This is a genomic window from Paenibacillus sp. F411 (assembly GCF_017582705.1).
In the GTDB taxonomy this organism is placed as follows: Bacteria; Bacillota; Bacilli; order Paenibacillales; family Paenibacillaceae; genus Paenibacillus_AQ; species Paenibacillus_AQ algicola.
In genome coordinates, this window is the sequence record NZ_JAGFIP010000006.1 from 119,678 (window position 1) to 145,201 (window position 25,524).

General features: G+C 53.9%; 22 protein-coding genes. 5 read left to right on the plus strand and 17 right to left on the minus strand.

The genetic code is table 11. The features are described 5' to 3' along the window. Positions 1 to 29: 29 nt before the first annotated feature. The 6 genes from JJQ72_RS08695 to JJQ72_RS08720 form a co-directional block, all read right to left on the minus strand. The gene (locus JJQ72_RS08695) at positions 30 to 1,073 is read right to left on the minus strand and encodes an ABC transporter substrate-binding protein (RefSeq protein WP_208203395.1); all 1,044 of its coding nucleotides are present in this window, start codon (positions 1,071 to 1,073) and stop codon (positions 30 to 32) included. A 73-nt stretch (positions 1,074 to 1,146) separates the two neighbouring features. After that, a complete protein-coding gene (locus tag JJQ72_RS08700) occupies positions 1,147 to 2,028 on the minus strand; it encodes an ABC transporter permease (RefSeq protein ID WP_208203396.1) in 882 nt (293 codons plus the stop codon). A 53-nt stretch (positions 2,029 to 2,081) separates the two neighbouring features. Then, positions 2,082 to 2,864 (minus strand): ABC transporter ATP-binding protein, encoded by a 783-nt coding sequence (locus JJQ72_RS08705; protein WP_208203397.1) that lies wholly within the window; start codon positions 2,862 to 2,864, stop codon positions 2,082 to 2,084. Between the two features lie 129 nt (positions 2,865 to 2,993). After that, positions 2,994 to 3,371, minus strand: coding sequence for a Na-translocating system protein MpsC family protein (locus JJQ72_RS08710; protein WP_233281160.1), 378 nt, complete (start codon positions 3,369 to 3,371; stop codon positions 2,994 to 2,996). A 207-nt stretch (positions 3,372 to 3,578) separates the two neighbouring features. Beyond that, a complete protein-coding gene (locus JJQ72_RS08715) occupies positions 3,579 to 4,529 on the minus strand; it encodes an acetylxylan esterase (protein ID WP_208203398.1) in 951 nt (316 codons plus the stop codon). 253 nt (positions 4,530 to 4,782) lie between these two features. Then, positions 4,783 to 6,390, minus strand: coding sequence for a copper amine oxidase N-terminal domain-containing protein (locus JJQ72_RS08720; protein ID WP_208203399.1), 1,608 nt, complete (start codon positions 6,388 to 6,390; stop codon positions 4,783 to 4,785). 203 nt (positions 6,391 to 6,593) lie between these two features. On the opposite strand from JJQ72_RS08720, the gene JJQ72_RS08725 reads away from it, so the two are divergent. The 3 genes from JJQ72_RS08725 (at position 6,594) to JJQ72_RS08735 (ending at position 9,616) form a co-directional block, all read left to right on the plus strand. Beyond that, positions 6,594 to 7,190 (plus strand): RNA polymerase sigma factor, encoded by a 597-nt coding sequence (locus tag JJQ72_RS08725; RefSeq protein WP_208203400.1) that lies wholly within the window; start codon positions 6,594 to 6,596, stop codon positions 7,188 to 7,190. After that, positions 7,187 to 8,155, plus strand: a complete 969-nt coding sequence (locus JJQ72_RS08730; protein WP_208203401.1) for an anti-sigma factor domain-containing protein — start codon at positions 7,187 to 7,189, stop codon at positions 8,153 to 8,155. The genes JJQ72_RS08725 and JJQ72_RS08730 overlap by 4 nt, the downstream gene beginning before the upstream one ends. 213 nt (positions 8,156 to 8,368) lie before the next feature. Then, on the plus strand, positions 8,369 to 9,616 hold the full coding sequence (locus JJQ72_RS08735; RefSeq protein ID WP_208203402.1) for a sensor histidine kinase: 1,248 nt from the start codon (positions 8,369 to 8,371) through the stop codon (positions 9,614 to 9,616). Positions 9,617 to 9,658: 42 nt separating this feature from the next. On the opposite strand, the gene JJQ72_RS08740 is transcribed toward JJQ72_RS08735, so the two are convergent. The 6 genes from JJQ72_RS08740 to JJQ72_RS08765 form a co-directional block, all read right to left on the minus strand. Beyond that, the gene (locus tag JJQ72_RS08740) at positions 9,659 to 10,489 is read right to left on the minus strand and encodes a MetQ/NlpA family ABC transporter substrate-binding protein (RefSeq protein ID WP_208203450.1); all 831 of its coding nucleotides are present in this window, start codon (positions 10,487 to 10,489) and stop codon (positions 9,659 to 9,661) included. Positions 10,490 to 10,566: 77 nt separating this feature from the next. Next, on the minus strand, positions 10,567 to 11,268 hold the full coding sequence (locus JJQ72_RS08745; protein ID WP_138227648.1) for a methionine ABC transporter permease: 702 nt from the start codon (positions 11,266 to 11,268) through the stop codon (positions 10,567 to 10,569). Then, positions 11,268 to 11,957 carry a methionine ABC transporter ATP-binding protein gene (locus JJQ72_RS08750; RefSeq protein WP_208203403.1) on the minus strand — a complete coding sequence of 230 codons (690 nt, stop codon included), beginning with the start codon at positions 11,955 to 11,957 and terminating at the stop codon, positions 11,268 to 11,270. The genes JJQ72_RS08745 and JJQ72_RS08750 overlap by 1 nt, the downstream gene beginning before the upstream one ends. Before the next feature lie 190 nt (positions 11,958 to 12,147). Continuing rightward, a complete protein-coding gene (locus JJQ72_RS08755) occupies positions 12,148 to 14,127 on the minus strand; it encodes a tetratricopeptide repeat protein (RefSeq protein ID WP_208203404.1) in 1,980 nt (659 codons plus the stop codon). Between the two features lie 109 nt (positions 14,128 to 14,236). Continuing rightward, a complete protein-coding gene (locus JJQ72_RS08760; RefSeq protein WP_208203405.1) occupies positions 14,237 to 15,601 on the minus strand; it encodes a UDP-glucose dehydrogenase family protein in 1,365 nt (454 codons plus the stop codon). Between the two features lies 1 nt (position 15,602). Further along, complete coding sequence (locus JJQ72_RS08765; protein WP_347880733.1) at positions 15,603 to 16,565, minus strand: NAD-dependent epimerase/dehydratase family protein; 963 nt, start codon at positions 16,563 to 16,565, stop codon at positions 15,603 to 15,605. 195 nt (positions 16,566 to 16,760) lie between these two features. Between JJQ72_RS08765 and JJQ72_RS08770 the strand changes: the two genes are divergently transcribed. Together JJQ72_RS08770 and JJQ72_RS08775 are read left to right on the plus strand one after the other, a co-directional pair. Further along, positions 16,761 to 18,038, plus strand: coding sequence for a glycosyltransferase family 2 protein (locus JJQ72_RS08770; RefSeq protein WP_208203407.1), 1,278 nt, complete (start codon positions 16,761 to 16,763; stop codon positions 18,036 to 18,038). 19 nt (positions 18,039 to 18,057) lie between these two features. Then, complete coding sequence (locus tag JJQ72_RS08775) at positions 18,058 to 19,038, plus strand: glycosyltransferase family 2 protein (protein ID WP_208203408.1); 981 nt, start codon at positions 18,058 to 18,060, stop codon at positions 19,036 to 19,038. 18 nt (positions 19,039 to 19,056) lie between these two features. Here the strand turns inward: JJQ72_RS08775 and JJQ72_RS08780 are convergent, their stop codons facing one another. The 5 genes from JJQ72_RS08780 to JJQ72_RS08800 all read right to left on the minus strand — a co-directional run bounded on the left by JJQ72_RS08780 (position 19,057) and on the right by JJQ72_RS08800 (position 25,372). Beyond that, positions 19,057 to 20,133, minus strand: coding sequence for an NAD-dependent epimerase/dehydratase family protein (locus tag JJQ72_RS08780; RefSeq protein WP_208203409.1), 1,077 nt, complete (start codon positions 20,131 to 20,133; stop codon positions 19,057 to 19,059). A 54-nt stretch (positions 20,134 to 20,187) separates the two neighbouring features. Then, a complete protein-coding gene (locus JJQ72_RS08785) occupies positions 20,188 to 21,276 on the minus strand; it encodes a glycosyltransferase family 61 protein (RefSeq protein ID WP_208203410.1) in 1,089 nt (362 codons plus the stop codon). Between the two features lie 81 nt (positions 21,277 to 21,357). Then, a complete protein-coding gene (locus JJQ72_RS08790; RefSeq protein ID WP_138224895.1) occupies positions 21,358 to 21,687 on the minus strand; it encodes a YbbN family protein in 330 nt (109 codons plus the stop codon). A 78-nt stretch (positions 21,688 to 21,765) separates the two neighbouring features. Next, positions 21,766 to 23,622: an ABC transporter ATP-binding protein gene (locus tag JJQ72_RS08795; protein WP_208203411.1), complete on the minus strand. Its 1,857-nt coding sequence runs from the start codon at positions 23,620 to 23,622 to the stop codon at positions 21,766 to 21,768. Further along, entirely contained in the window at positions 23,603 to 25,372 is a 1,770-nt protein-coding gene (locus JJQ72_RS08800; RefSeq protein WP_138224893.1) for an ABC transporter ATP-binding protein, read from the minus strand. Before JJQ72_RS08800 ends, JJQ72_RS08795 begins: the two co-directional genes overlap by 20 nt. Positions 25,373 to 25,524: the final 152 nt, after the last annotated feature.

Here is a 25,524-nt window from a genome sequence, read left to right on the forward strand (position 1 = left end):
GGGTTAAGAACCCTGGCTTTTTCGCTTCATCACGGCTGCGCGTTTCTCACAAACTGCATATCAACCAGCTCGTCATACGCATAATCGCCTGTAAAGATACCGGTTTGAATCATAACCTCCATATCGTTCTTCAACGCTTCTTCGGAAATCATGCCGTCCAGACTCCATAGATGATCTTCATACGCACGGTCCATGGACGCCTGCAGCGCCTCCTCGGAAAGCGTCGGAAATTCCGCCTTAAGGATGCTCGCCGCCAGCTCTTTATCATTCTGCACGGCCTGCAGCGCCTCGATGATTGCACCGGTAAATTTCTGCACCGTTTCCGGATCCTTCTCGATCGTAGACTTCTTTACACTGAGCACCGAGTAAGCAAAATCGCCAAGATCATGGAACTTGTAAAACGGCTCGTCCCAGACCTGCTTTGACATCCCGTCGCTAATCTGCGGCTCGGCGCCATTGGCAATATCAGCCGCTCCCTGCTGCACCATCGTGACCACGGTCGAGCCGTCCGCCGGCTCCAACAGCTGTACATCCTTGGCCGGGTCAAGACCCAGCTGAACCAGCAGGTAGCGGGTCAACAGGTTCGGTGTACCTCCATGACGGCCAGCGTTAATCTTCTTTCCTTCAAGAAAAGCCTTCAGGTCCTCCGGGGAATTGCTTGCTGGTCCGGTACCACTCTTCGCCATCAGGTACACGTTAGCCCGGTTCACGACATTGACGACAGAAACGATGGGGTCAGAGTTGTTCTTGTTCGCCAGCGCATTGGACTCGGCACCGCCGATCACGCCCCACGCATCTCCGCTGACGACAGCGGTAACATGCGCGCCGCCGGACGCCTGAATGACTTCAACGTCCAGACCTCTCTTCTCAAAATACCCTTCCCGCTGAGCTACATACAGCGGCAAATACCCCGTCAAATGAAGCGGCTCGGCAATGACGATCTTCTTCAGTTCTTCCGTACCGCCAGCGGCCGATACCGTTTCTTCCTCCGTCTTCCCGCCGCAGGCTCCGAGCAGTGAAGTGAGCAATAATCCGGCCAAAAGCAAAGGCAGTCTTTTCATCGTTCTGTGCATGTTCATTCCCCTTTTCATCTATAGTGGTCTTTCATGTAACCCTTTTGTCATGGAAGCGAGAAGACTCTATGGCTCAGACCTTGGCAAGGCCCTTGGACAGCCATTTCTCCAGCAGAACCACGCCCCAGTACATTAGCATCGAGAGGAACGACAGTACGACAACGCCAACCCAAACGAGGTTAATATCGAGAATGGTCCCCGCATACATAATCATGCGTCCGATTCCCTGACTCGAAGCGATGAATTCACCTACTATAGCTCCGGCAAGTGCGAGAGCGATGTTGATGCGAAGGCTGCTGATGATCCAAGGCATCGACCACGGTACCACAACCTTCGCGAACACCTGACGCCGTTTTGCGCCGAGCGAGTACATCAGCTTTTCCATATCCGGATCGACACTTTTCACGCCGCTGTAGGCCGACAGTGCCGCGACAACTACGGTCATAGAGAATGCCAGTGCCACTTTGGAGAAAAACCCGATGCCGAGCAGGATGACCAGGACAGGCGCAAGCGCCAGCTTCGGCATGGCATTGAGAATAATTAAGTACGGCTCACTGACGCCTGCGTACGATTTCGACCACCAAAACGAGAGTCCCAGCAATGCTCCCAAGGCCGTCCCAAACATAAAACCTAGAATGGTAGAGCCCGAGGTGTAAATGACATCGCGCATCAGCGTTCCTTCTGTCAGCTGAATCCAGGTGGTCTCGGCAATGGCGCTGGGGCTGCTCCAATAGTAGGCATCCAGCAGGCCAAGGCGCGTAAACACCTCCCATATCACAAAAATCATGGCAGCCACGGCGGCTCTGCCCCATACGATCCGCCGGCTTCTTTTTCGTTCCATAGCCTCTTCATCCAAAATATAAGGCACCACCTCCGGCCTCTTGGCTCCACTGACAGACAGCTCCGGGGAGGGGATGGCATGTACAACAAAGGCTTCTTTACGTGCAGTTTCCATTCAGATCACTCCTTCACTAGATTCATAAAATGTGAAATACAGTATTTGAGAGACTAGGACGATACGGGCTCTTCATGTCCTGCGGATAACAAGTCCATCAGATGATGCTTGAGCTCCATAAAGGCCGGAGAGGTCATATCCTCGGTCTTGCGCGGACGCTCCATGGTCACTGTAATCTTGGACTTGATCCGCCCGGGTCTGGAGGAAAACACATAAATGTCATCCGATAAATAAATGGCTTCGTCTATGTCATGGGTAACGAACAGCACCGTCTTGCCGAAATCCTCCCAAATCTGCAGCAGCCAGTTCTGCATCGTCAGCCGGGTCTGGGCATCCAGCGCCCCAAAGGGCTCGTCCAGCAAAATAATATCGCGGTCATACAGCAGCGTTCTCAGTAAAGCTGCTCTTTGCTTCATCCCTCCTGAAAGCTCCTTGGGATAATGCTTGTCAAAGCCCTTCAGTCCGTACTTCTCCATCAACGGCAAGGCGCGCTGAACCGCCTCCTGATGAGGAACGCCCCTTACCTCCATGCCGAGAATAATGTTATCCAGGATAGTCCGCCATGGGAGGAGCATATCCTTCTGCAGCATGTACCCGACATAACCGGTCTTGCCTACGATATTTTCTCCGTCCGCCAGCACCCGTCCGGTGGAGGGCGGCATCAGGCCTGCAATAATATTGAACAAGGTCGATTTACCGCAGCCGCTGGGGCCGATGATGCTGACAAACCTGCCGGCTTCAATCGAAAGATTCGTCTCCCGCATCGCAGCAATCTCCTCTCCGTTGCGGCGAAACCATTTGCTGACACCATCAATCTCAATTTTGTGCTGACTCATTTTGTTTCCTCCTTTTTCTGAAATTACAGGGGTTATTTTCAAAGCGGGTATAAAAAAATCGCCAGTCCAGGCCCGAACGTGCAGCATTACTGCACAGTTCGATACTAAACTGACGATCGGCCCGCTCTCTTAACAGAGTTCCGGCTTGTCGTTCAGATAACATTCCACGTCCTTCTCTAGGAAAACGATGGTACCAGAATATTCGGTCTCAGCATCATAATCCTTCAGAATCGTGATAATATTCAATTTCAGCTGTTGTTCAAACTCCTTCTTGATCTCCTGCTTCAGCACCTGAAACAGCAGATGGTCCAGCTGGCGTGTAGACTGGGGATCATGCTCATCCAGCAGCTTTAAGACGGGAACCCGGGTGTTTCTGGAGACGATGATGATCTTGCTGCCGACAAAATCGACCTTCTGCTGCCTGACGCCCACATTAAATATTCTCTTGTTAATGGCGTTGTAAATTCTCAAAATGTCCTGCTTGAGATCGCCGGCCGTAATCATCATGTCAAGCACCCCAATGTGAGTTATAGTAACACCTAATCAAAATTTCTAGGTTGATTCGATGTTTCCTCTGACTCCTTGTGTTTAATTATAGGGGTGAAAAGCCCAAAGTCAATAGAATATGTTAAATAAACTAACAAAAATAGTTTTATGTGTTATATAAACTTACATTATGACCTGGAATTTCAGGATAGTGCTTCATCCTCACCTTCAGCCCAGATGCTTCTGCAGAAACACCACCGCTTCCCGCTTCTGATGCTCGCTGACCTCATGGCCGGAGAATGGATAGTCGCGGATTTCCTTGGGCGACTGAACCCGGTTGTAGGCGGCATAGATGGTCTCCGGCATACAAACTGTATCCTTCCAGCCTACTGACACCATCACAGGCACCTTGAGCCGGGGAGCGAGATTGAGCATATCAAAATGCGCCAGACTCGACAGAACAGCCTCCAGCCGGTCGGGATAGCGCTTGATGTATTGTGCCACCTCCGTCAAGGAGCTGGTAGAATGCAGCACCCCGTAATCCATACGGCACAGATTGGGAATATCCGCCGCAACGGCTGCGACAAGCGGGCTGAGTGCTCCGCTGATGAATGCGAGTCCCCCGCCCTGACTTCCCCCGGCTGTGGCAATACGCTTGGCGTCGACGCCCGGCAGCCCGGCCGCTACCTTGACGGCTCTCACCGCATCTATAGTAACCGCCATATAATAGGAGCGCTCTGCCTCCATAATGCCTTGTGTAATCCAGCCGCGAGCGATTCCGCTGTCCAGCGGCAGCAGGCTGCCGGTCTCTCCCGACTGCCCCCGGACGTCTACAGCCAGCACATGCCAGCCGAGCAGCAGATAGTGAGCATAGCGCTCCGGAAAGCCGCGGTCCATCGTGTAGCCGGGAAAGGTCACCACACACGGTGCATTCGTCTCGGCTTGTACCGGTGCAATATGCCATGCATGTACAGGCGTCTCATCAAAGCCTTTGTAGGTGACTTTGTTCACCTTCATTCCCGGGTAAGGTGTATCCTCCCCGGCTATTGTAACCTCCAGCGGGCGTTCCTCATGCCCGGCCAGCTGCTCATCCCAGAACTGATTAAGCCGGCTTTCGTCCATGGTCGGGATGGGACTGCAGTTTTCCAATTCAATTTTTCGAAGGCTGATCGTATTCATGATGATTTCATAAGCTCCTTTATGCTGTCGATTGGATGTGGAACAAGAAGCCGCAGCTTTCAAAGCCGCTGAGCCTTGCACATCCCCTAGCATGCTTACTTCTGCATTGGCGAATGAATCCCTTTTATCCTCTCATTTTTCTTTACGCAAAAAAGCGCCCCTGCATCCAGGGAACAGCCGGATTGTGTTACATCCAGTCTGTTACCTTGAGCAGGGGCGCCTTATTTAAGCTTACTTTACTGAAGAATGAGGATTAATGATTCATGTGACCCATATGAGCCATTTCCTTCGTGAGCATCAGGTCTTGAGCGGTTCCATGCAGCTTCCACCCAAGCAGCTCAGCGATAAAGCGAACCGGTACATGGGTACGGCCATTCTCGATAAACACCTTCGCGCCTACCTTTTGAGATTTGCCGTTCAGCTCCATAACATCCTGACCGATCCAGAATGCCAGCTTATCGTCACCGGCCATGATCCAGGTTGTCTTGGTCGCATTGTCAAACTTGATCTCCGCTCCCAGGCTTTCAGCAAGGTAGCGAACCGGGATATAGGTTCTGTTGTACTTGATCATTGGAGCCACGTCCATCTTGACCGCTTTTCCGTCTACCATCAGCATTTTGCTGCCAAGACCCAGCGTGATCTTGGATACCATAGGTGCTGCCGGCTTCTCAGGAGTCATGCCTTGCATGAACTTGTCCGGGAATTGCTTCACAATGGCGCCGCTGATGCCTTCACCCGTCATAAACATATGTGTGTAGGCTTCACGGTTCATCATGTATGCTTCTGAATAGTCTTTAGCTACATAGCTGTCGAATGCGTCCACCAGGTGGTTGATATGCATTTTGAGACCTTCCGCGGTCTGCTGCTCATTCATGAACGGATTGGCATCTGCAAAAAATTTAGCCTGCTCCATCCGGTACTTCTCCAGATCATTTACTGCTTTTTGCTTGGCTGCCGCATCGTTAGCGCCTGTAGCCTTCACATAGTCGACGAAGTAGCCGATATGAGAGTTCCAGATCGTCTTGAACGCTGCTCCAGCTTCATTGCCATAGACAGAAGCAATGGCTTTCGTCAGATCCTCGGTGTTCATGTTCAGCCATGCTGCTGCGTTATTGAAATCAGGTGCACCGTCAATGCCCTTTTGCAATGTAACAGCTGCTGCAAAGGCATGCTCGCCAAGCAGCTGCTCCAGAGCGGAGCGCAGATCCGATGCCGGACTCATGGCATCCCCCGGGAATTGCTTCGGAAATTGCTTGATGATCGCTCCGGCAATGCCGTCACCTGTCATAAACATATGCATGTAAGCTTCACGCTGATAGCTGTAAGCCTCGTCATATTTGCCTGCGGTATAGCTGTTGAAAGCATCCAGCAGGTGATTAATGTGCATTTTGAGGCCTTCTGCCGTCTGCTGCTCATTCATGTACGGATTCGCATCGGCAAAAAACTTGGCTTGCTCCATGCGGTACTTCTCCAGATTCTGGACAGCCTTCTGCATGCCGGCACTGTCCTTCGCTGCTGAAGCCTGTACATAGTCAACAAAGTAACCAATGTGCGAGTTCCAGACCTTCTTGAATGCTACGCCCGCTTCAGCGCCGTATACAGAGCTGATCGCCTGCGTCAAATCCTCCGTGTTGCCATTCAGCGCTTCTGCCGCTGCATTAAAGTCTGCCTTCCCGTCGTATCCCTTCTGCATGGCCGTCAGCGCCAGCACCGCATGCTCTCCCAAGAGACGTCCCAGTGCAGAGCGAAGATCCTCGGCGGCTCCCTTCACAGTAGGTGCTGCTGCAGCACCGGCTGCTGCGGGTACAACCAGCATGAATGCCAGCATCAAGGTCAGCATTCGGGTTAAAGTGGATTTCATCAAATTTTGCACACTCCTTTTAAGAAATGGTATGTTATGAGCAACCCTTCACGTCTTGTGAATGGCTTCTTGTCCCATGTAACGAGAGGTTTTGAGATTTGGATCACTTTTTTTCAAAAAAAAATAAAATAAAATGTAATCCTTTGGAACATTCCCTGCGAAAGCTATAATGTAGGGAGGTTTTGAGGGAAAGGAGCCTCCGGATGAATGACAATCACGATGACCGCCTGCTCATGCAGCGGATCATGGAGAAGGACAGTGCTGCCCTGGAGCAGCTGTACAGCCAGTATGAGAGAGTCATTTACGCTTTTGCCTACCGTATTGTGCAGGATGAGATGGCGGCGGAAGAAGTGATGCAGGAGCTGTTTCTGCGAATCTGGAATCATGCTGAACGGTACCAGAGCGAGCAGGGAAAGCTGACGACCTGGATGTTTGCCATCACGCGCAATATCGCAATTGATATGCTGCGCCGCAAATCAGCGCGCAACGCCGCCTCCCCGGTGGACGATGAGGTGATTCATCTCATTCCCGATGAGAGCAGCAACACAGAGCAGGTCGTAGAAAGCCGGTGGCTGGGTCTAAAGGTGTCAGAAGCCCTGGCAGAATTAAGCGAAGAACAGAAGATCGTCGTGGACTCCATCTATTATCAGGGTATGACACAGCATGAGGTTTCTGTTCAATATCAAATACCGCTTGGCACCGTCAAGAGCCGGGTCCGCCTGGCCATGAAACAGCTTCAAAGGCGATTGGGAGCGCTGAATCTGTGGGCGGAGACGGAAAGAAGGGAAGAGACTGTATGATGGACAAGCATACAACGATGGTAGAGCTCGTTGAACTGTATGTACTTGGGGGATTGTCCGCATCCGAGCAGAAGGAATTCGAGGCGCATTTGTCTGAATGCCCTGAATGTGTGAAGCAGGTGGAGGAAATGAAGAAGGTTCTGGATTACCTGCCGCTGGCGGCAATGCCTGTTCAGCCTCCGGCCGGCATGAAGGAGCGCATCCTGGGACATGTGCTGCAGGGCGAAGCCGGCACAGCAGATGCATCAGCCGTACCGAATGCGGCTGGACAAGAATCTGTCCCTGCTGCCGGGAACGGGCTGAATCAGCCTGCGGAGTCTCAGGCCACGAAGAGGTCTTCTGCGGCTGAACGGGCTTCAGCCACAGAAAGCGGCACGGCTTCGGCACCGCCAAGAGCTATTTTCATGCGAAGCAGCCGCGGCTGGCGAGCTGCCAGCGCCGGACTTGCCGCTGCCGTTATTGCATTAGGGGTGTACAGTGCCCAGCTTCGGGGTGAAGTGGAGCAGCTGGAGCTGCAGTCTGCCGAGGCCGAAGCTGCGAAGCAGGAGCTGTTGGCTGCACAGAATGAGGCAGACCGGCTGCAGGCCATGCTGAATGATGCGCTCAAGCCCTCACAGGGCTTAAAGCTGGGTGAAGCGGTGAAGCTGGACCCGGTCTCTGAGGACATTATTGCTCAGGGCCTGGCTACAATCGTCATTGACAGTCAGGGCACCCATCTGGTCGTGCAGGCTGAGAATCTGCCGGAGCTGCAATCCAATGAAGCCTTCCAGGTATGGCTCATTAAAGGCGAAGACAAGCGCAACGCCGGCACCTTCCTCGCCAGAGACGGCATTGGCGCGCTGTATTACACCTTTGAGCCGGAGGATTATGACACCGTCGCAATTACGGTGGAGCCGGACGCTTATGGGGAACAGCCGCGAGGCCGGCTTATCCTGGCGGCGCCCATCGCCGGGGCTGATATTTAGATAACAGCTGTTAACATAAGGCCACTTCATGCATGATGCAAAAGGACCGCTTTTGAAGATCATTGATCCTCAGAAACGGTCCTTTTTGTTATGGAAAGTCTCATTTCATGATTTTTTTGTATAAAACTCAAGGATATTCCTTCCCCACTGTCGAATATTTCTAGTGAATTTCGTAAGCAGCCACACAATCTTGGTTTAAGAGGGTGATGTCTTTTGTCGGAATTTAAGGGTGTCCTGCTGCAGCTGTTATTTGCTTTAATGCCTTTTGTTATGTACAACGTCTACTATCGGAATCTGGAGATCAACTACTCCCGTGCCTTCATCGCAATCACCTGCTGTATTTCTCTGTTCCTCGCGATGACCTTCCCATCCAGTGCCGTACAAGGCATTATGTTCGATATCCGATATGTCATTATGTTTTTTGGCCTGGTCTTTGGCGGCATAACAACCGGGCTTATTCTCCTGGCTGAATTTGTGGCTTACCGCCTGTATCTTGGGGGGATCGGGGCCTTCAACGCCATGATTATTATGTGTGTGACCTTTCCCATCTCCGTTCTGCTGAGCGCTGCCTATCATCAAGCAAGGCGGAAGCAGCTGGTCACGCTGCTGGCGGCTGTCCTCTTCTCGTTTCTTCCACTTATCTATCTTTACTTTAGTCACACCGACTATTTGCTGACGCACCTGTCCTTTAACATGATCGTCATGCCCGTGCAGAACTTTATTGGCATTTGGCTGCTCGTGACGCTGTTCAACAAATCGGTCAGCGATAAAGAGCTGCAGCTGCGTTATTTGCAAAATGAAAAAGTAGAAGCGGCCAACCACGTGGCCGCCTCACTCGCCCATGAGGTCCGCAATCCGCTGACGACCGTGCTGGGCTTTCTGAAATTAATTCGCTCCAATGCCTTCTCTCCGGACAAAACAGAACGCTTTATCGATATTAGCATTGAAGAAATTCACCGGACAGAGCAGATCCTGTCAGATTACTTATCCATGAGCAAGCCGCTCAGCTCTCACCGGCAAGAGCTTGACCTCATCACTCATTTAAGATCCGTTGTCGAGGTCATGACCCCGTACGCCACCATGCACAAGGTGAGCATTCAGACCGACTGTCCTGCAGAAGCCGTGATGGTCTACGGCAACTCTACCGAGATGAAGCAGCTGCTCATGAATTTCATCAAAAATGCGATTGAGGCCTGCATGGACGTCCCGCACGCCCAGGTCCTTATCTCCTTCAAGTCTCTGGGAGACCGGGTCCAGTTCGAGATTCGCGACAACGGAGTCGGCATGGATGGAGATCAGCTCAGCCGTCTTGGCTCCATCTACTATTCTACCAAAAGAACCGGAACCGGCCTTGGGCTGACCTTCTCTTATCAGGCCATCCGTTCCATGCAGGGCACAGTATCCGTGAACAGCGAGCCGCAGAACGGCACGGTGTTTACGATCTCGCTGCCTGTGGCTTGAGACTGCAGGCAGGGGTCAAGCCGTTAGGAGGTCACCTTTTTTCTAGAACGCAGGAATCGCGATCTCGGCATAGTTCTCTTCGAAGAAGGCCCGTACGTCTGGTCCTGTCATGACTTGTGCCAGCTTCTGGATCGCCTCGGAATCCTTATTGTCCTCCCGGGCCACAAGCGTAATCGCAAACTCCGAGTCTTTTCCTTCCGTGATGAGCGCATCCTTCTTCGGCGTCAGTCCCAGCGGCTTGGCGTAAGCCGGGGTCATCGTCACCAGATCCACATCATCCAGCGTGCGCGCCAGCATAAGCAGATCGACCTCCTCGAACTCGTAGCCCTTCGGATTGTCCACGACATCCCCTACCGTCGCCTGAATGCCTACCCCTTCCTTCAGCTTGATCATCCCGTGCTGCTCCAGCATGACCAGGGAGCGCCCAATGTTCGAGGGATCATTCGGCACCGCAATCACAGCTCCCTCCGGCAGCTCCTCAATGGAGTCATACCGCTTGGAGTACGCACCGTAAACAGCGTTGTAAATCGGCTGCACCGACACCAGCTCGGCATCGTTATTCTTGTTGTAGTCCTCCATGTACGGAGCATGCTGGAAGAAGTTCGCATCGACCTCTTTGTTCGCCAGCGCGTGGTTTGGCTGAATATTATCCGACAGAATGACGACCTCCAGCAGGATGCCCTCCTCCTGAAGCGCCGGCTTTACCATTTCCAGAACATCGGTCATCGGCGGAATCAGGGAAGCCACCTTCAGCGTAATTTCCTCCACAGCCTTGCCTTCCGGCTCTGACTCATTGCCGGCCTGGCCGCATCCGGCTACTGTAATCAGGGCCAGGGCAAGCAGCAGGGCTGCCCAGGGCCGGCCCGTATTCATTTTCCATAGCTTCATCGTTGTTGTCTCCTTTATATGTGTTGAGATATGCCGCGCAGGCGCAGCGGGCTGATTGAAACTCATTTCTTATCCAGCAGGCGGGAGCACACATTCCCGGCGAACTGGATGGACTGTACCAGAATGATCATGATGATGATCGTAAACACCATAATCTCGTATTCAAAGCGCTGGTAGCCATAACGGATCGCGAAGTCCCCGACGCCTCCTCCCCCAACGATGCCCATCACCGTCGAATACGAAATGAAGCTGATCATGGAAGTCGTCAGGCCGAGCACCAGTCCCGAGCGCGCCTCCACATATACAAATTTCACAATAATCTGCAGAGTAGATGCTCCCATTGAAGAGGCGGCCTCAATGACATCCCGGGGGACCTCCAGCAGCGACTGCTCGACCAGCCGTGAATAATACGCAAATGCGATGACCGACATCGGCACAGCGGCGGCAAGTGTTCCGATGGCAGTACCGACAATCAGTCGGGTGAGCGGAATCATCGCGACTACCAGCAGCAGGAACGGGAACGAGCGTATGACATTCACCAGGCTGTTGACGATGGCGAACAGCAGCGGATTCTCCAGCAGCTGTCCCCTTCGGGTCAGATACAGGAGCGTGCCTGCAGGAAGCCCGAGCAGCAAGGCAGCGGCAATGGAAATGCCGACCATCACGAACGTTTCTCCGATCGCCTTCCAGATCTGCTCCTGATACCCGGATACATACTGGAAGTAGTCCGCCAGATATTGATAGAGATTGTTCCACCATTCCATCATGGATAGCTCTCCTTTACCGGCGCCGTACGGAGAATGCGTCCATGCTCCATCACCGAAACATGGCTGCACATCCGGTCAATGACACTCCGCTCATGTGTAACCATGACGATGGTAACTCCCGAGGCATGAACCTCCTTCAACAGCTCCAGAATACTTGAAGCTGTTCGTTCATCCAGTGCCGAGGTGGGCTCGTCACACAGCAGCACCTTAGGACGCGAGATCAGGGCACGGGCAATGGCTACCCGCTGTTTCTGGCCTCCGCTCAGGCTCGCGGGGTACTGGTGCTTCTTCTCCAGCAGGCCTACATAGCGAAGCAGCTCCTCTGTGCGCTGCTGCCGCTCCGGCCTGCGCACGCCTGAAAGCTCTAAAGGCATCCCTACATTCCCTTCCACCGTCCGGTTGCCGACCAGATTAAAGTGCTGAAAGATCATGCCGATCGATCTTCTCGCCTGCCGGAGCGCTGATGCCGAGAGAACCGTCAATTCTTGACCTCCCACGAATACCTTCCCGGCATCCGGGCGCTCCAGCAGATTAATCATTCGAAGCAGCGTGGACTTGCCTGCTCCGCTGGCTCCCATAATGCCGTGAATTTCGCCCGCTGCAATTTCCAGCGTCACGCGGTCCACAGCCTGAAGGCGGCTGTCCCCCTGGGTAAAGCTTCTGCTGACCTCCTGCAAGGATATCACAGGACATCACCTCCTTTGCCATGCTGTGAAGACGCAAGAAGAAACGGCCCGCCGCCTGTCAAGGCCGCGAAAGCCGTTTCTTTGAAATGAAAAGTCAGTGCTCCTATCATACCACAGTTTCACGACTTTCGTATCATTGCAGAGGATTACAGAAAATGGTGAAATAACACGTCGTTTCTCCTCACGGGCTTCAGGATAAATACTGGCTTTGGCCGTACATGCCTCTCAAGCGTTCTGCAGCCTCCTCCAGGATCTCCTCTGTGAAGCCCTCCAGCGAGCGAATGGCGTTTACTCTCTCTCCGACCGGGGCCTCCTTATCATAGAACAGCCCCCAGCTCACAATGTGCTGCAGAGCTGCTTCTGGCTCCAGCTGTCCGAAATAAATATGAGCTTTATATAAATAGCAGTCCGCATGCTCGGGAATGAGCGACAGCACCCGGTCAAAAGCAGCCAGTGCAGCCTCCTCATCCCGATTCTTGTACAGCATCTGTCCCAGTCGGTAATAAGCTCCGGGGTGCTCGGGGTAAAATTGCAGGTACTGCTGCATATCCTGTGCAGCCGCCGGATAATCCTTCATTGCGTAATAAACCGAGCTGCGGAGACTGTACAGCTCCGCAGCAGCTCCATCCAGCTCAAGCCCCCGCGTGCAATCCGCGGCTGCCTGCTCCAGCTGCCCCGTTTCCAGGAAGCAGCCGGCGCGGAATTCGTACAGCTTCACCTGGCGGGGCTCTGCCCGAATCGCCCGGCTGTAGGCCTGAACAGCCAAATCCCACATGCCCATTTCCTTATAAATATGTCCGCTGGCGGACTGATAGGCGGGGTGCTGCTCATACTCCGGATCGAGCTCTGCCGTCTGCTGGAGGGATAGCAGCGCATCCTCATTATGCCCCTGCAAATATTGAATGTAGCTCAGCTTGTTATGAATTTCCGGGCTGTTCTCCAGCTTCACGGCTTGCTGCATGGCCTCCTCCGCGGAAGGCAGGCTGCCCATTTCAATGTAGATGTCTGCACGCTGGATGTAGTTGGCCGGATCATCCGGCTCTACCTCCAGCAGGCGGCTGTTCATGTCCAGCGCATGCTCGTGCCGGCCCAGGCGATACAGGCTGTCTGCTACCCAATAGCAGACAATGGGTGTTCTCGGCTGACGCTTCATCAGCCCCGTGAGCAGCTCCAGCGCAGCCTCTTCTCCTGCCTCTCCTTCCTCTTCCCGCAGCAGACGCAGAAGCTCGGCATAGGCCCTTAAATCATCCGGCTCCTGGTGCACGGCCAGCCGCAAATTCTCCCTCGCTTCATCGGCTCTGCCAGCGGCAGAAAGAAGCATGGCCCGCTTCAGATACAGCTCCACTTCTCCGGGATATCTGGCCAATCCTTCAGCAATCGCCTTAAGGCCCACGTCAATGTCTCCCAGCTGCAGATTAATATCGGCAAGCAGCAGGCGGAAAGAAAAGCTCTCCTTCATCTGCCGCTGAAACGTCAGGAACGCACCCCTACTATAACTCGTAGACTCATCAAACAGCGCGTAGCCCTCATCGGCCTGGGCTTCATAGCGGTCCGCCAGCTCTACCCCCTGCAGCAGCACCTGCTTTGCTTCTTCCGGCTTCCCTTCATGGCACAGGCACCGGGCCAGCATGAAGTAGTACATCGGTATACTTCGCTCTGGCCGCTGAATGCTTTGCTGAAACCAGCGGGTGGCAGCGGCAGGATCTCCGCTTTCCACATACGTCATGCCCAGCTCATAGTAGGTGGAGATGATACTCTCCGGCCCCTCTCTGCTAATGCTCTGCTTCAGATCCCGGATGGCTTCTTCATAATTTCCCAAATCCCGATTCAGCACACCGCGGGTATACCAGTTCAAATAGTTGTTGCTGTTCAGCATAATAGCTTCATCCAGGTCCGTAATGGCTTCCTCGCCCCGTCCCAGCTCCCTTAGCAGGTGCGCGCGCCGCTCATAAGCAGCGGAGGCTCCCTTCTGGTCAATAATCTGGCCCAGCAGCGTCAGCCCCTCCTGTGAGCGGCCGGCACCGTGCAGCAGATTGACGTAGGCAATCTGGTCCTGCAGCGTACTTATCTCATCTTTACCTTTATCCATGTAGGCCAGCGCCCGCTCCCGATCCCGATTCTTCAGGGCTCTTTGGGCAAGGCGCAGCCACAGCCTGTTCCTCCACCGCATATTGGAATTCACCCTTTAACCCTATGTATTTCACTGCTCCTGCACCCGGCCGTCCATTCTGCAAAAGAAAAGGAATTGCCCGGATGCAGGAGGACAATTCCTTCTATTCTTACCCAATACCTTCGTAGTCAAAGCCCATTTCTCTCAGCTCCGCTCCCCTCAGGCAATTGCGGGTATCCAGAATATAGGGCTGCTTCACAGAATAAAATATCATTTTCCAATTTAATTGTAAATATTGCTCCCAATGCGTCATCAGCACCAGCGCATGCGTCCGCTCTGCCGCCTCCTCTGCGCTCTCGCAGTAATCGACAGGGAGATCAGGATAAAGCCGGCGGAAATGGTCCATCCCCTTCGGATCATGCACCCTCACCTGGGCCCCCAGCTCCAGAAGCTGCCGGATCATGAAGAGCGCCTGCGTTTCACGTACATCATCGGTATTGGGCTTAAAAGTCAGCCCCAGAAGCCCGATGCAGCTTCCATTCAGGCTTTTCAGCTTGCGCTGGAGCTTGCGCACACAAAAATGCTTCATTTCTTCATTCGAATCCATTGCCGCTCTCACAATGCTCAGCTCAGCGCCGTATTTGCGGCTGGTGGTCCACAGCTCTTGGGTATCCTTGGGGAAGCAGCTGCCGCTCCAGCCGCTCGATACCTCTAGAAATTTCTCCCCGATTCGGGAATCCAGGCCCATGCCCCTGGCGATATGTGCAGTGTTCGCACCCAGCGCTTCAGACAATCGGGCTATCTCGTTGATGTAGCTGATTTTGACAGCGAGAAATGCATTGGATGCATATTTGATCAGCTCGGCACTTTTGGTATCCGTTTCAAAATATACCGTCTCCTGCTGCGCCCCTGCTCCTTCAAGATATGGCTTCAGTACATCCGGTATACGGATCAGCCGTTTCACATAAGGCTTATACAGCTCTCTGAGCCTTGCCAGGCCCTCGGGATGCTGTGTGCCCACGATAATGCGATCGGGAAAAAGAACATCCTCCAGCGCATAGCCCTCGCGCAGAAATTCCGGATTGCTCGCGACCGTAAAATGACGCCCTGCTTCTCCGCCGGATACCGATTCCACAATAGAGGCAACGAGAGCTGCGGTACCTACAGGCACCGTAGACTTGTTCACAATCACAGTAAAGCGCTCCAGGCTCAGGTTCTCTCCGATGGAGCGGGCGGCATCCTTTACGTAGCGGAGATCAGCCGTTCCGTCCGGCAGCGCAGGCGTCCCTACACAGATAAAGATGACGTCCGCCTCGCGCACACTTTCCAGCGACACACTGGCTGTCAGCAGCCGTCCCGCATGAAGGGAAATGACGTCATTCAGTCCCGGCTCAAATATAGGGCTGGCTCCTGCATTAATGCTGTTTACCTTTTGCTTATCAATATCAATTACGGTCGCCTGATGCCCTGCCATGGCCAGCGCCGCAGCGGTTACAGTTCCGACATAGCCGGTTCCCAAGCATACTGTTTTCATGTCACGCCCCTCCACCATATTTATTGAACCGCGAACGATAAATCTCTATGGTACGCAACAGTCCTTCCTCCAGCGTAACGACAGGCTCCCAGCCGAGCAGCGCCTTTGCTTTATCAATGACCGGGCGCCGGATCCTGGGATCATTCTCCGGCAGCGGATGGAAGGTAATGCGGCTATGGGACTGAGCCAGCCGCTTGGTGAGCTCTGCTACCTCCAGCACGCGGTACTCCTGCGGATTGCCCAGGTTGATGATCTCCCCGGTGGCTGCATCACTCTCCATCATCCGGATCAGGCCGCCGAGCAGGTCATCCACATAACAGAAGGAACGGGTCTGGCTGCCGTCCCCGTAAACCGTAATATCCTGATTCTGAATAGCTTGATTGACGAAATTGGAAATGACCCGGCCGTCATCATTGCGCAGCTCTGCGGAATACGTATTGAAGATTCGCGCCACCTTGACCTTCACCTGAAACTTGTCAAAGTATTCATAGCAGTACACTTCACCCAGCCGCTTGCCTTCGTCATAGCAGGCCCGGGGTCCCCAGGTATTCACGTTTCCCCAGTAATTCTCCGGCTGGGGATGAACCTGGGGGTCTCCGTAAGCTTCACTCGTGCTGGCATAGACCATGGACGCCTTGTTTCTGCGGGCGAGTCTCAGCATCTGGTGCGTCCCTGCCGTGTTCGCTGCTATCGTTTCCAGTGGAGCGGCCTGATAAAACCTCGGCGAAGCCGGAGAAGCCAGATGATATATCTCCTGTACGTCCTCCAGCGGCTTCAGTGTGAGGATTTCCTCACACTCCACGCCATACTCAAACCCTGTAAAGCGAGGATGCTGCTGCAAGACAGCGAATCGGCTTCGCTGCCCGGAGCTGAAGTTATCTACTCCAATGACATCATGTCCGGCAGACAGCAGCCTTTGACTCAGACAGGAGCCGAGAAATCCGGCAGCTCCAGTAATCAGCACTTTACTCAACTGCTTCCCTCCTTCCTCCACACGCTCTGCTCCTATACTGTATGGCTGCAAGTCTTGACAGGACCTCCGCTTTAGCGGGTTTGTCTGAAAAAGGTTTCTATTGATGCATCTGCCCGTGTCCAGTCTAAGCCCCTGTGCATATATCTTGAACAGAACGTCACGTCACAGAAGGGAAGTTGGCATGGTATGAGCATAGAAGTCAGTGTCATTATGATTGCACACCAGAAATTCCATCAGACTCTCCTGTCCCTGTATGCGCTGGAGAGCCAGACCTTTCCACCGGCTAGCCTGGAGGTCATTCTGGTCGATGACGCCTCCACCGATCAGACCTACCGGCTGCAGAGGCTGCGCCTTCCGTTTCACTTCAAATATGTACGCTGCGAGCAGAACGTCGGGCGGTCCAAAGCCAAAAATATTGGTGCCGCTGCCGCTGCCGGGCAGGTGCTGATCTTTATGGACGCCGAAATGCTGCTGGACCCGGATTATGTGAAGCAGCATTACCAGCTTCATCAGAGCGGAAGTCCTGGAGAGGCGGTCATCACAGGCTGCATGCAGCACTATAATGTGTTCACAGTGCTGGACAGCCGCTTCAATCCGGAGCAGCTGACACAGTTCAAGCAGCTGTACCTGAAGGCCCATACTAAGCGCAGCACAGCGAAAGCTCTCCGAAAGCGTGCGGCTCGATCCCGGGCTAAGGCTCGTCCTTTATCCCGGCAAGCCAGGTATGTCAGGCTCCTCCGGCGCTTGAAACAGACTCGCAGAGGCAAAGATTCCATAATCAGGCTGTTCTCCAAAGCGTCCATTGTGGCTGGAAGGTATCAGAAGTATGCATTTCACACCCCATTCTATCCCAAGGTTATAAAGCGTTTCGGATCGCGGTACGAAGGGTTTCATTTGCCGTATATTTTCGTCGTGACGCACAATATTTCTTTGCAAAGATCAACCTTTGATCGAGTGGGTCCGTTTAACGAGGGCTTTCAAGGATGGGGCTGTGAGGACTGGGAGTTCGGCTACCGTCTCTATCGCAGCGGTGTGCAGATTTTGGATCATCCTCTGGTGAAGGTGTATCATCAGGAGCACCCGCGAAGCCTCGGCAGCCAGACCAAGGACGGCCTGATCAATTACCGCTTTTTCTTCTCTCTCCATCCGGAGTTTGATGTGGGTGTCCAGTCGCTGTGCTGGATCGGAAAAGACATCTTTGAAGTCAATGACATGGTTCACGAATACAAGCTCATGGCTGTGAAAGAACAGTATCCGGTGCTGTCACAGGCTTGTCTTGGCCTGTTTGACCAGATTTTTCACCTGCTTATTCACGACTTGCCGATGACCGGCTTGCTGGATGCCGCAGAAATGGGAAGAGAGCCCGGATGGAGAGCCAGATTTTACGAAGAATGGAGCCTGTTCAAAGCCTCCGGAGGCTGTCCAAAGCTGGCAGCATCGCTGGAATGGCTTCTTAGCCTGTAAGCAGAAGGGAGAGTGCTATGTGTTTATATCTGTTGTAATGGCGGTTTATAACGGAGAGGCGTATCTGGAGGAAGCCGTGCATAGTGTGCTGGGGCAGACGTACCCGCACTTTGAGCTTATTGTGGTGAACGACGGCTCAAGCGACCGGACTGCGGACATCTTGAGCTCCATTCAGGACCCGCGGCTGAGGGTCATTTCGGTTGAAGTCAATCAGGGTGCTGCACGCTGTCTCAATCTGGGCATTGCGAATGCTGCCGGGGACTGGATTGCCATTCATGATGCCGATGATCTCAGCGATCGCAACCGGCTTGCAGAGCAGGCAGCCTATTTGCAGGCCCATCCCGGCTGCATCGGCGTGGGCTCTCTTATTATGGGTCGCATGGGAGATGAAGCTGTGATTACGCCGGAGATTGAATCGTACAATATCATTCGAGATCCGCAGGATATCTATGCGACCCGGCATTTCACCTGTTATTTATGCCACGGGTCTGTGACCTTCTCGAAGCAGGCGTTCTATGCGGCTGGCCAGTACAATCCGAACTACCGCATATCGTATGATTATGATCTGTGGCTGCGGATGTTTGAAATCTCACCGATAGAGAAGGTTCCGAAGGTGCTCTATCACTATCGTCTCCGCGATGATTCGCTCGGCAAGACAAACATGACGGAGACGATCAAGGAATTGATGACCATCTCCTCTCATTCTATCTCGCGTCAGCAATCCACATCCCGAAAACAGGCACCCCTCCTGACCATTATCGGCTCCAGAAAAGGATGTCTGTTCTACAAGCGACATGTTGCCGGTGCCTTCCCGAGAATCCGGTTTGTCATTGTCCATACCCCCCGGGATTACAGAAAGCTGCAGGTGCTGCGCCGCAGAGGACAGCTGCGAACCGCCGTACTGCTGAACAATCCGCTAAACCAGGAATGGTATCCCCGTCTTCAATCACGAAGCCGCCGTAGCTGTGCTATGTTCAAAATCTGGAACGATACCTACTAGCGTGAGATGCCGAAGGCTTCAGCCTCCGGCTTTCCAGCGGGACGCATTCTCCGCATAGATGATCTCCATCACCCGCCCCGCCGGAACCTGGAGGCTCCAGGCGGGATAGTCTTTTTTGAAGCGCGACATGTCTGTAATGTACCACTTATGATCCCCTTTACGGGGCTGATCCACGTAGCTGTAAGAGAGCTTCTTGCCTGTAATTTGAGTGATGAGCTCTATAGACTCCAGGATGGATACGTTGGACTCTCGGCCCCCGCCGAGATTGTATACCCGCCCGCCTCTGCGGGGGTTTTGAAAGCATTCATGGAACGCCGCGACCACGTCGCTGGCATGAATAATATCTCGAACCTGCTTGCCCTCATATCCAAAAATGGTGTACGGCACGTCCGTCACCGCGCATTTCATCAAATAATTCAAAAAGCCGTGCAGCTGGACACCCGACTGTCTGGAGCCGCTAAGCACACCTCCACGGAAGCATACGGTTCTCATATTGAAATATTGTCCGTACTCCTGTACGAGAAGATCTGCTGCCAGCTTGGAGGCACCGAATAAAGAATGCATGCAGTGATCCACAGACATGCTCTCATCAATGCCCTTGTAACAGGCATGGGCAGGCTCAAGCTCCCAGCGGCTGGCCAGCTCTACAAGAGGAAGGCTGTTCGGCCGATCTCCATATACTTTGTTGGTGGATGTAAAGATAAAAACCGCGTCTTCACAATGTGTCCGCGTCATTTCTAGCAGATTCAGGGTGCCTGTCGCATTAATATGGAAATCCGTCAACGGCTCCCGTGCCGCCCAGTCATGTGAGGGCTGAGCAGCAGTGTGGATAATGAGCTGAATGTCCTTCCCGTGCCTGGTGAAAATCTCATCCAGCTCTGCGGTATTGCGAATATCGGTGTCGTAGTGAATGTAGGAGGACCCGTGCTTCTCCTTCAGCTGCTCCACATTGTCCCTCGTTGTGCCCTCCGAGCCAAACAGCGTCTGGCGCATATTGTTGTCCAGCCCGACCACGACATATCCTTTCTCCGCGTAAAACGCTGCCGCCTCACTGCCGATTAAGCCCGCCGAACCGGTGACCATGACTACCGGCATGCTCTCACCTCCATATAGATCGTGCCTCCCTTGGCGACCGGTTTCTACGTCTGCTTACCGGATCAGCTTCAGCACATCCTCGGGATTGACACGAAAGTCAAGCGATGCCTCCTCCGGCTCGCTGACCATTCGATGATAGTCAAGGCCCATGTGAGCACTGATCATTTCGTAATAAGAGGGCGTATAATTGGAAGCAAATAACTCAATAATTCGTGTGCCTGGCCGGCAGAACACCGTATTCGTCAAGCCGGCTCCGTGCGGCGCTACGATGAAGGCGGCTTCCACAAACAGCTGTACCTGCTCGGCATGACGCAGATGCTCCAGCTGAACGACCTTAAAGCCGAGAGTGGATAAAGCCTCTGTCAGCTCCGGCTCGTTGACGACTTTGCGGTAGACAGCATGCCTGCGGCTGATATAAAGATACCTCCCTTTTCCTGCAGTTCCGAGGTGGTCCAGCTCGGAAGGGATAAATACGCTGCGTAAATAATGACAAGCCCATTTCGGGATGGATACCGGGATCACGTAGGGCTGCACATTGAATTGATACCTTGTGATGGGTGAGGTTACAACAAGCCGCTTCACCTGCAGGTGAAGCCGGGCATCGAGTATTTGATGAGGAGAAATGTTCACCGCCGCCAGCGTTTCTTTATGGAAAGCGTGAAGAGTGGTCCGGTTCATAATATAGGTATCCACTGGAATGCCGCTCTGCTCCAGCAAGTAAAGCCGGGGCAGCACATCAAGCATCCAGTGAAAATAGTTGCCGGGAGAGGCGGAGCACAGATAAGCCGCCGTTCTCCCGAGAAACCTTGCGGGCTTCTCTCTCCATTGCTGCAGCATCTGTATTCTTCGAACCGGCTTCAGATGCTCTCCCTGAAAGGTAAAGGAAATATCCTGCAGCAGCTGGAAGCGCTTTGTCAGCACAAGCATACCGTCTTTGCAAATCCGTCCATAGGGCAGCACGGCTGCAAAGGATGATGAATCGTCCTCCGCGAAGCTCAGCTCACGATAGATCGGCCTTGACCGTCTGGTGCGGTAGGCAGCATGAAGATAGGCCCGGGTCGTTGAGACAAACCATCTGGGATTGCGTCTGCGAACAGTGATGTGAGTCACCCCCAGCTCAGACATTGTTGCTTTCAGGTGCACGCAGGCACGTTCCCTTATGTGTATGGGTACCGGGAGTGAAATAAAACTACTTTGTTGACCCTTCTTACAAAAACCTATGTTTTACGGCAGCTTCATCACCTCTTCGTAACGGTTCAGCGCCCCCTCCAGCTCCTCCATCCGCACAAAGCGGGCAGCACGGTATACTTCTTTTCCTTCATAAAACACCAGAACGACCGGGGAAGTCAGCGCCATAAAGGCGGACGCGACCTCCGGAGCATGCTCCATATAGGCGTAGATGCCGGTAATATGCTCCCGCGGCTCCAGCATTGCAGCTACCTTGCTCTGCACGGCCTCGCAAACCCCGCAATGCTGCGTCTTGAGCACGAGCACCACCAGCGGCTGGCTGGCAAGTGTGGTGTGAATGTCTTCCAGTGTAAATAGCTCCTTCATCAGGCAAGTCTCCTTTATACATAAGGGCAGCCTTACACCTCCACCCCTTGACGGATGGGCTGACAGGCTGCCCCTTGTTTAGTTGGCTGTTTTCTTGAGCTGGCTGTGGACCAGCTCACTATAAAATCCTTTTTGCTCCAGCAGCTCCTCATGACAGCCCTGTTCCAGCAAACGACCGTCCTGAAGCACCAGAATCCGGTCTGCTTGGCGGATCGTATTCAGCCGGTGTGCAATGACAAAGCTGGTCCGGCCCTTCATCAGGCGCTGCAGCCCTTCCTGAATCTTGATCTCGGTCACGGTATCAATACTGCTCGTCGCTTCATCCAGCACCAGGATGGACGGGTTCGCCAGGATCGCGCGGGCGATCGCCAGCAGCTGCTTCTGTCCCTGACTGATGCCGCTGCCACCATGCTTCAGCACCTTGTCATAGCCGTCATTCATCCGCATGATAAAGGAATGCGCATTGGCCAGCTTGGCCGCCTCCTCCACCTCTTCGTCGGTGGCCTGAAGCCGCCCGTAGCGGATATTTTCCCGAATCGTCCCTTCGAACAGGAAGGAATCCTGGAGCACGAATGCCATATGAGATCGCAGGCTCTCGCGCTGAATGGTCGACAGATCCCGTCCATCCAGTAAAATCTGTCCCTGATTCGGATCATAAAATCGGGACAAGAGCTGGATCAGCGTCGTCTTTCCCGCGCCTGTCGGCCCGACCAGTGCAATCATCTCCCCAGGCTTCGCCTCAAACGTAATTCCATCCAGCGTATCGCCGTCTTCTTCATAGGAGAAGGACACGTTCTGGAAGGAGACGCTGCCTTCTACCCGCTCCAGCTTCACCGCCTGGCCCTCATCCCTGGACTCCACCTCTTCATCCAGCACCTCGAACACGCGCTCTGCGCCTGCCATTGCGGACAAGAGGGTATTCCACTGGTTCGCCAAATCATTCAGCGGCCGGGTAAACTGTCTGGCATAGCTTTCGAATATGACAATCACGCCGATCGTAATATAGCCCTTGATAGCCATAATTCCGCCGATGCCGGCTACGATGGCGAAGCTTAAATTGTTCAAGCCGTTCATCAGCTTCGGAATAAAGCCGGAAATCGTCTGTGCCCAGAAGCCGGACATGCGAATCTTCGTATTGCGCTCCCGGAACTCCCGCAGCACCCGCTTCTCTTGCGAGAACGCCTTGATGACGCGTTGGCCGGACAAGGTTTCTTCAATGTAGCCGTTCAGCTCGCCCAGGTTGCGCTGCCGCTCCTTGAACAGCGGCCCGGTGCGCCGGGTAATCCAGCGAAGCCCGGCTGCCATGAGCGGCACGACCGTAAAGGTGAGCAGTGTCAGCAACGGACTGAGCCACAGCATCACCGTAACCGTACCCGCCAGCGTCAGTACACTGGAGAAGATCTGGATCGCGGAGCTATTTAGGGTAGAGCTCACATTCTCGATATCATTGGTCAGGCGGCTCATAATTTCTCCCTGCTGCCGCTTGCCATAGAACGGAATGGGCAGCCGGTGCAGATGGGTGAACAGATCGGTTCGCATGCGGTATACCGTCTCCTGGGCGATGCCGATCATCCAGATGTTATGCAGCCAGGTCGTGATCGCCTGCAGGATAAACACGACGCCCAGCCCGATCAGAAAATAGATCCAGGTCCAGTCATCCGCGCTGCTGGCGCTGCCCGCCGATTCCAGAAATTGATCGACCGCGGTACCGAGCAGAAATGGGCCTAGTAGCCCTAAGCCGGAGCTGAGCAGCACCATGAGCAATACAACGGCAAGCTTGCCCTTCCGCTTCGCCAGATAAGACCAGATCCGCTTCAGCGTCCCCTGCCAGTTACGGGTGCGGACCTTGTTCTTCCCCGTGAATATGCCTTTGCCCTCCCCCAGCTCAAACCGGGGTCTCGGCTGACGGAATGGTTCAATGAAGGCTCTGAACATGCGCGGTTTCCTCCTCATGCTGGGATTCATAGATTCGGCGGTACAGTGCAGAATCGTTCATCAGCTCTTCATGCTCGCCGCAGGCGATCAGGCGCCCTTCATCCAGCAGCAGAATCTGGTCTGCCGACACGGTAGAGCTGATTTTTTGCGTAATTAAAAAGGTCGTGCACGAAATCTCCTTCAGCGCTTGCAGCAGCGCCGACTCTGTCTTGACATCCAGCGCACTGGTACTGTCATCCAGGATGAGAATCGCCGGCTTGCGGACCAGTGCCCGGGCAATCGACAAGCGCTGCTTCTGACCGCCGGAGAGGTTCACGCCCCGCTGTCCCAGCATCGTGTCATATCTCTTCGGCAGGCGAAGAATCGTCTCATGAATCTGGGCCTGCTTCGCCGCCTCCATAATGTCCTCCAGGCTGGCATCCTGACGTCCCCAGGCGATATTATCTCTCACGGTACCGGAAAATAACAGCACCTCCTGCGGCACATAGCCAATGCTGGCGCGAAGGCTGTCCGGCGCGTAGCTATGGGCTGCCTGTCCGTCAATTAGCACCGTGCCCTTATGCTCCTGATAGAGCTGCGGAATGAGCTGGACGAGCGAGGATTTGCCGGCTCCGGTAGCTCCCATAATCGCAATCCGCTCCCCCGGTGCCGCGCGGAAAGAGATCTCCTCCAGCACCGTAATATCGCTGCCCGGGTAGCTGAAGCCTACGTGATTGAATTCAACGTCGCCCGCAATAACCGGAATATCAGGCTGCTTGGACAATCCAGCGCGGACCCCATCTTGCTTCCCAGAACCCTCCAAGGAAGCATCCTCTGTCTCCAGTACTTCCTGAATCCGGAGCGCGGAGGCTCTTGCCCGGGATAGTACCATTACCAGCCCTGACAGCATCGACATCGCCCCGATACAGCGGAGAGAGTAATTGAGCACGGCGACGACCTCCCCGATGGACGCATTGCCAGTCGTAATGTCACGCCGCCCGAACCAGAGCACCGCGATAATTGCGGTATTCATCACGATCAGAATGAACGGCATTGTCCGTTCAGTCATGCGCAGTGTGGATACGGTGCGCTGCATCAGCTGCTCTGAAGAGGAGGCGAACCGGCGGATTTCATGTCCCATGCGCACGAAGACGCGGATGAGCCGAATGCCGGTCAGATTCTCCTGAATGACGCCGTTCACGGCATCCAGACGCTGCTGAACCCGCCTGAAGGAAACCGCAGCTTTCTTCATCACCCAGGCGATAAAGATCGATAGCATCGGCACCGTCAGCGCCAGCCACAATCCGAGCTGAACATCAATGACCAGCGCCATAATAATGCTTCCCGAGACGACGAGCGGAACGCGGGTCATAAACCGCAGTCCCATGAACACCGTATCCTGAATCTGTGTCACATCGCCGGTCAGCCGGGTGATCAGGGAGGAGGTGGCGAACTTGTTAAACACTGCGTACGAGAAAGACTGCACCTTGTCGTACAGCCTGTCACGCATGTCATACCCCAGCCCCTGACTTGCATGTGCGGCGAAAAAAGAGCTCGCGATACCGGCAGCAAACGCGATTACCGCGGTTGACGCCAGCACCGCCAGCCAAGTCCAGACAACGGTCAAATTCTTCTCCTGAATGCCTTCATCAATGATCTTGGAGATGATCAGCGGCTGCGACAGCTCGACGGCAAGCTCGATGATCATCATGAGCAGTGCCGCCAGGGCAGCCACCCGATACTTGTTCAAAAACGTAAAAACGATACCCATGTCCATTCCTCCGCCGCGAGAGTCCTTCTGTTGCTATGTATTGGGAAGGCTCCGATGATATCAACTGACTGCTTCTCCACTTCCGCACAAAACCGGGCTCCCTGCCGATGAGCAGGAGCCCCGCTTGTAGATGATATGTCTATTATAACGTA

Coding starts and splice junctions, on each gene's coding strand:
- JJQ72_RS08700 (WP_208203396.1), bottom strand. CDS start 2,028: ATGGAAACTGCACGTAAAGAAGCCTTTGTTGTACATGCCATCCCCTCC.
- JJQ72_RS08745 (WP_138227648.1), bottom strand. CDS start 11,268: ATGGAATGGTGGAACAATCTCTATCAATATCTGGCGGACTACTTCCAG.
- JJQ72_RS08800 (WP_138224893.1), bottom strand. CDS start 25,372: ATGGGTATCGTTTTTACGTTTTTGAACAAGTATCGGGTGGCTGCCCTG.
- JJQ72_RS08730 (WP_208203401.1), top strand. CDS start 7,187: ATGATGGACAAGCATACAACGATGGTAGAGCTCGTTGAACTGTATGTA.
- JJQ72_RS08780 (WP_208203409.1), bottom strand. CDS start 20,133: ATGCCGGTAGTCATGGTCACCGGTTCGGCGGGCTTAATCGGCAGTGAG.
- JJQ72_RS08740 (WP_208203450.1), bottom strand. CDS start 10,489: ATGAATACGGGCCGGCCCTGGGCAGCCCTGCTGCTTGCCCTGGCCCTG.
- JJQ72_RS08755 (WP_208203404.1), bottom strand. CDS start 14,127: ATGCGGTGGAGGAACAGGCTGTGGCTGCGCCTTGCCCAAAGAGCCCTG.
- JJQ72_RS08790 (WP_138224895.1), bottom strand. CDS start 21,687: ATGAAGGAGCTATTTACACTGGAAGACATTCACACCACACTTGCCAGC.
- JJQ72_RS08760 (WP_208203405.1), bottom strand. CDS start 15,601: ATGAAAACAGTATGCTTGGGAACCGGCTATGTCGGAACTGTAACCGCT.
- JJQ72_RS08710 (WP_233281160.1), bottom strand. CDS start 3,371: ATGATGATTACGGCCGGCGATCTCAAGCAGGACATTTTGAGAATTTAC.
- JJQ72_RS08725 (WP_208203400.1), top strand. CDS start 6,594: ATGAATGACAATCACGATGACCGCCTGCTCATGCAGCGGATCATGGAG.
- JJQ72_RS08720 (WP_208203399.1), bottom strand. CDS start 6,390: ATGAAATCCACTTTAACCCGAATGCTGACCTTGATGCTGGCATTCATG.
- JJQ72_RS08705 (WP_208203397.1), bottom strand. CDS start 2,864: ATGAGTCAGCACAAAATTGAGATTGATGGTGTCAGCAAATGGTTTCGC.
- JJQ72_RS08715 (WP_208203398.1), bottom strand. CDS start 4,529: ATGAATACGATCAGCCTTCGAAAAATTGAATTGGAAAACTGCAGTCCC.
- JJQ72_RS08770 (WP_208203407.1), top strand. CDS start 16,761: ATGAGCATAGAAGTCAGTGTCATTATGATTGCACACCAGAAATTCCAT.
- JJQ72_RS08695 (WP_208203395.1), bottom strand. CDS start 1,073: ATGCACAGAACGATGAAAAGACTGCCTTTGCTTTTGGCCGGATTATTG.
- JJQ72_RS08795 (WP_208203411.1), bottom strand. CDS start 23,622: ATGTTCAGAGCCTTCATTGAACCATTCCGTCAGCCGAGACCCCGGTTT.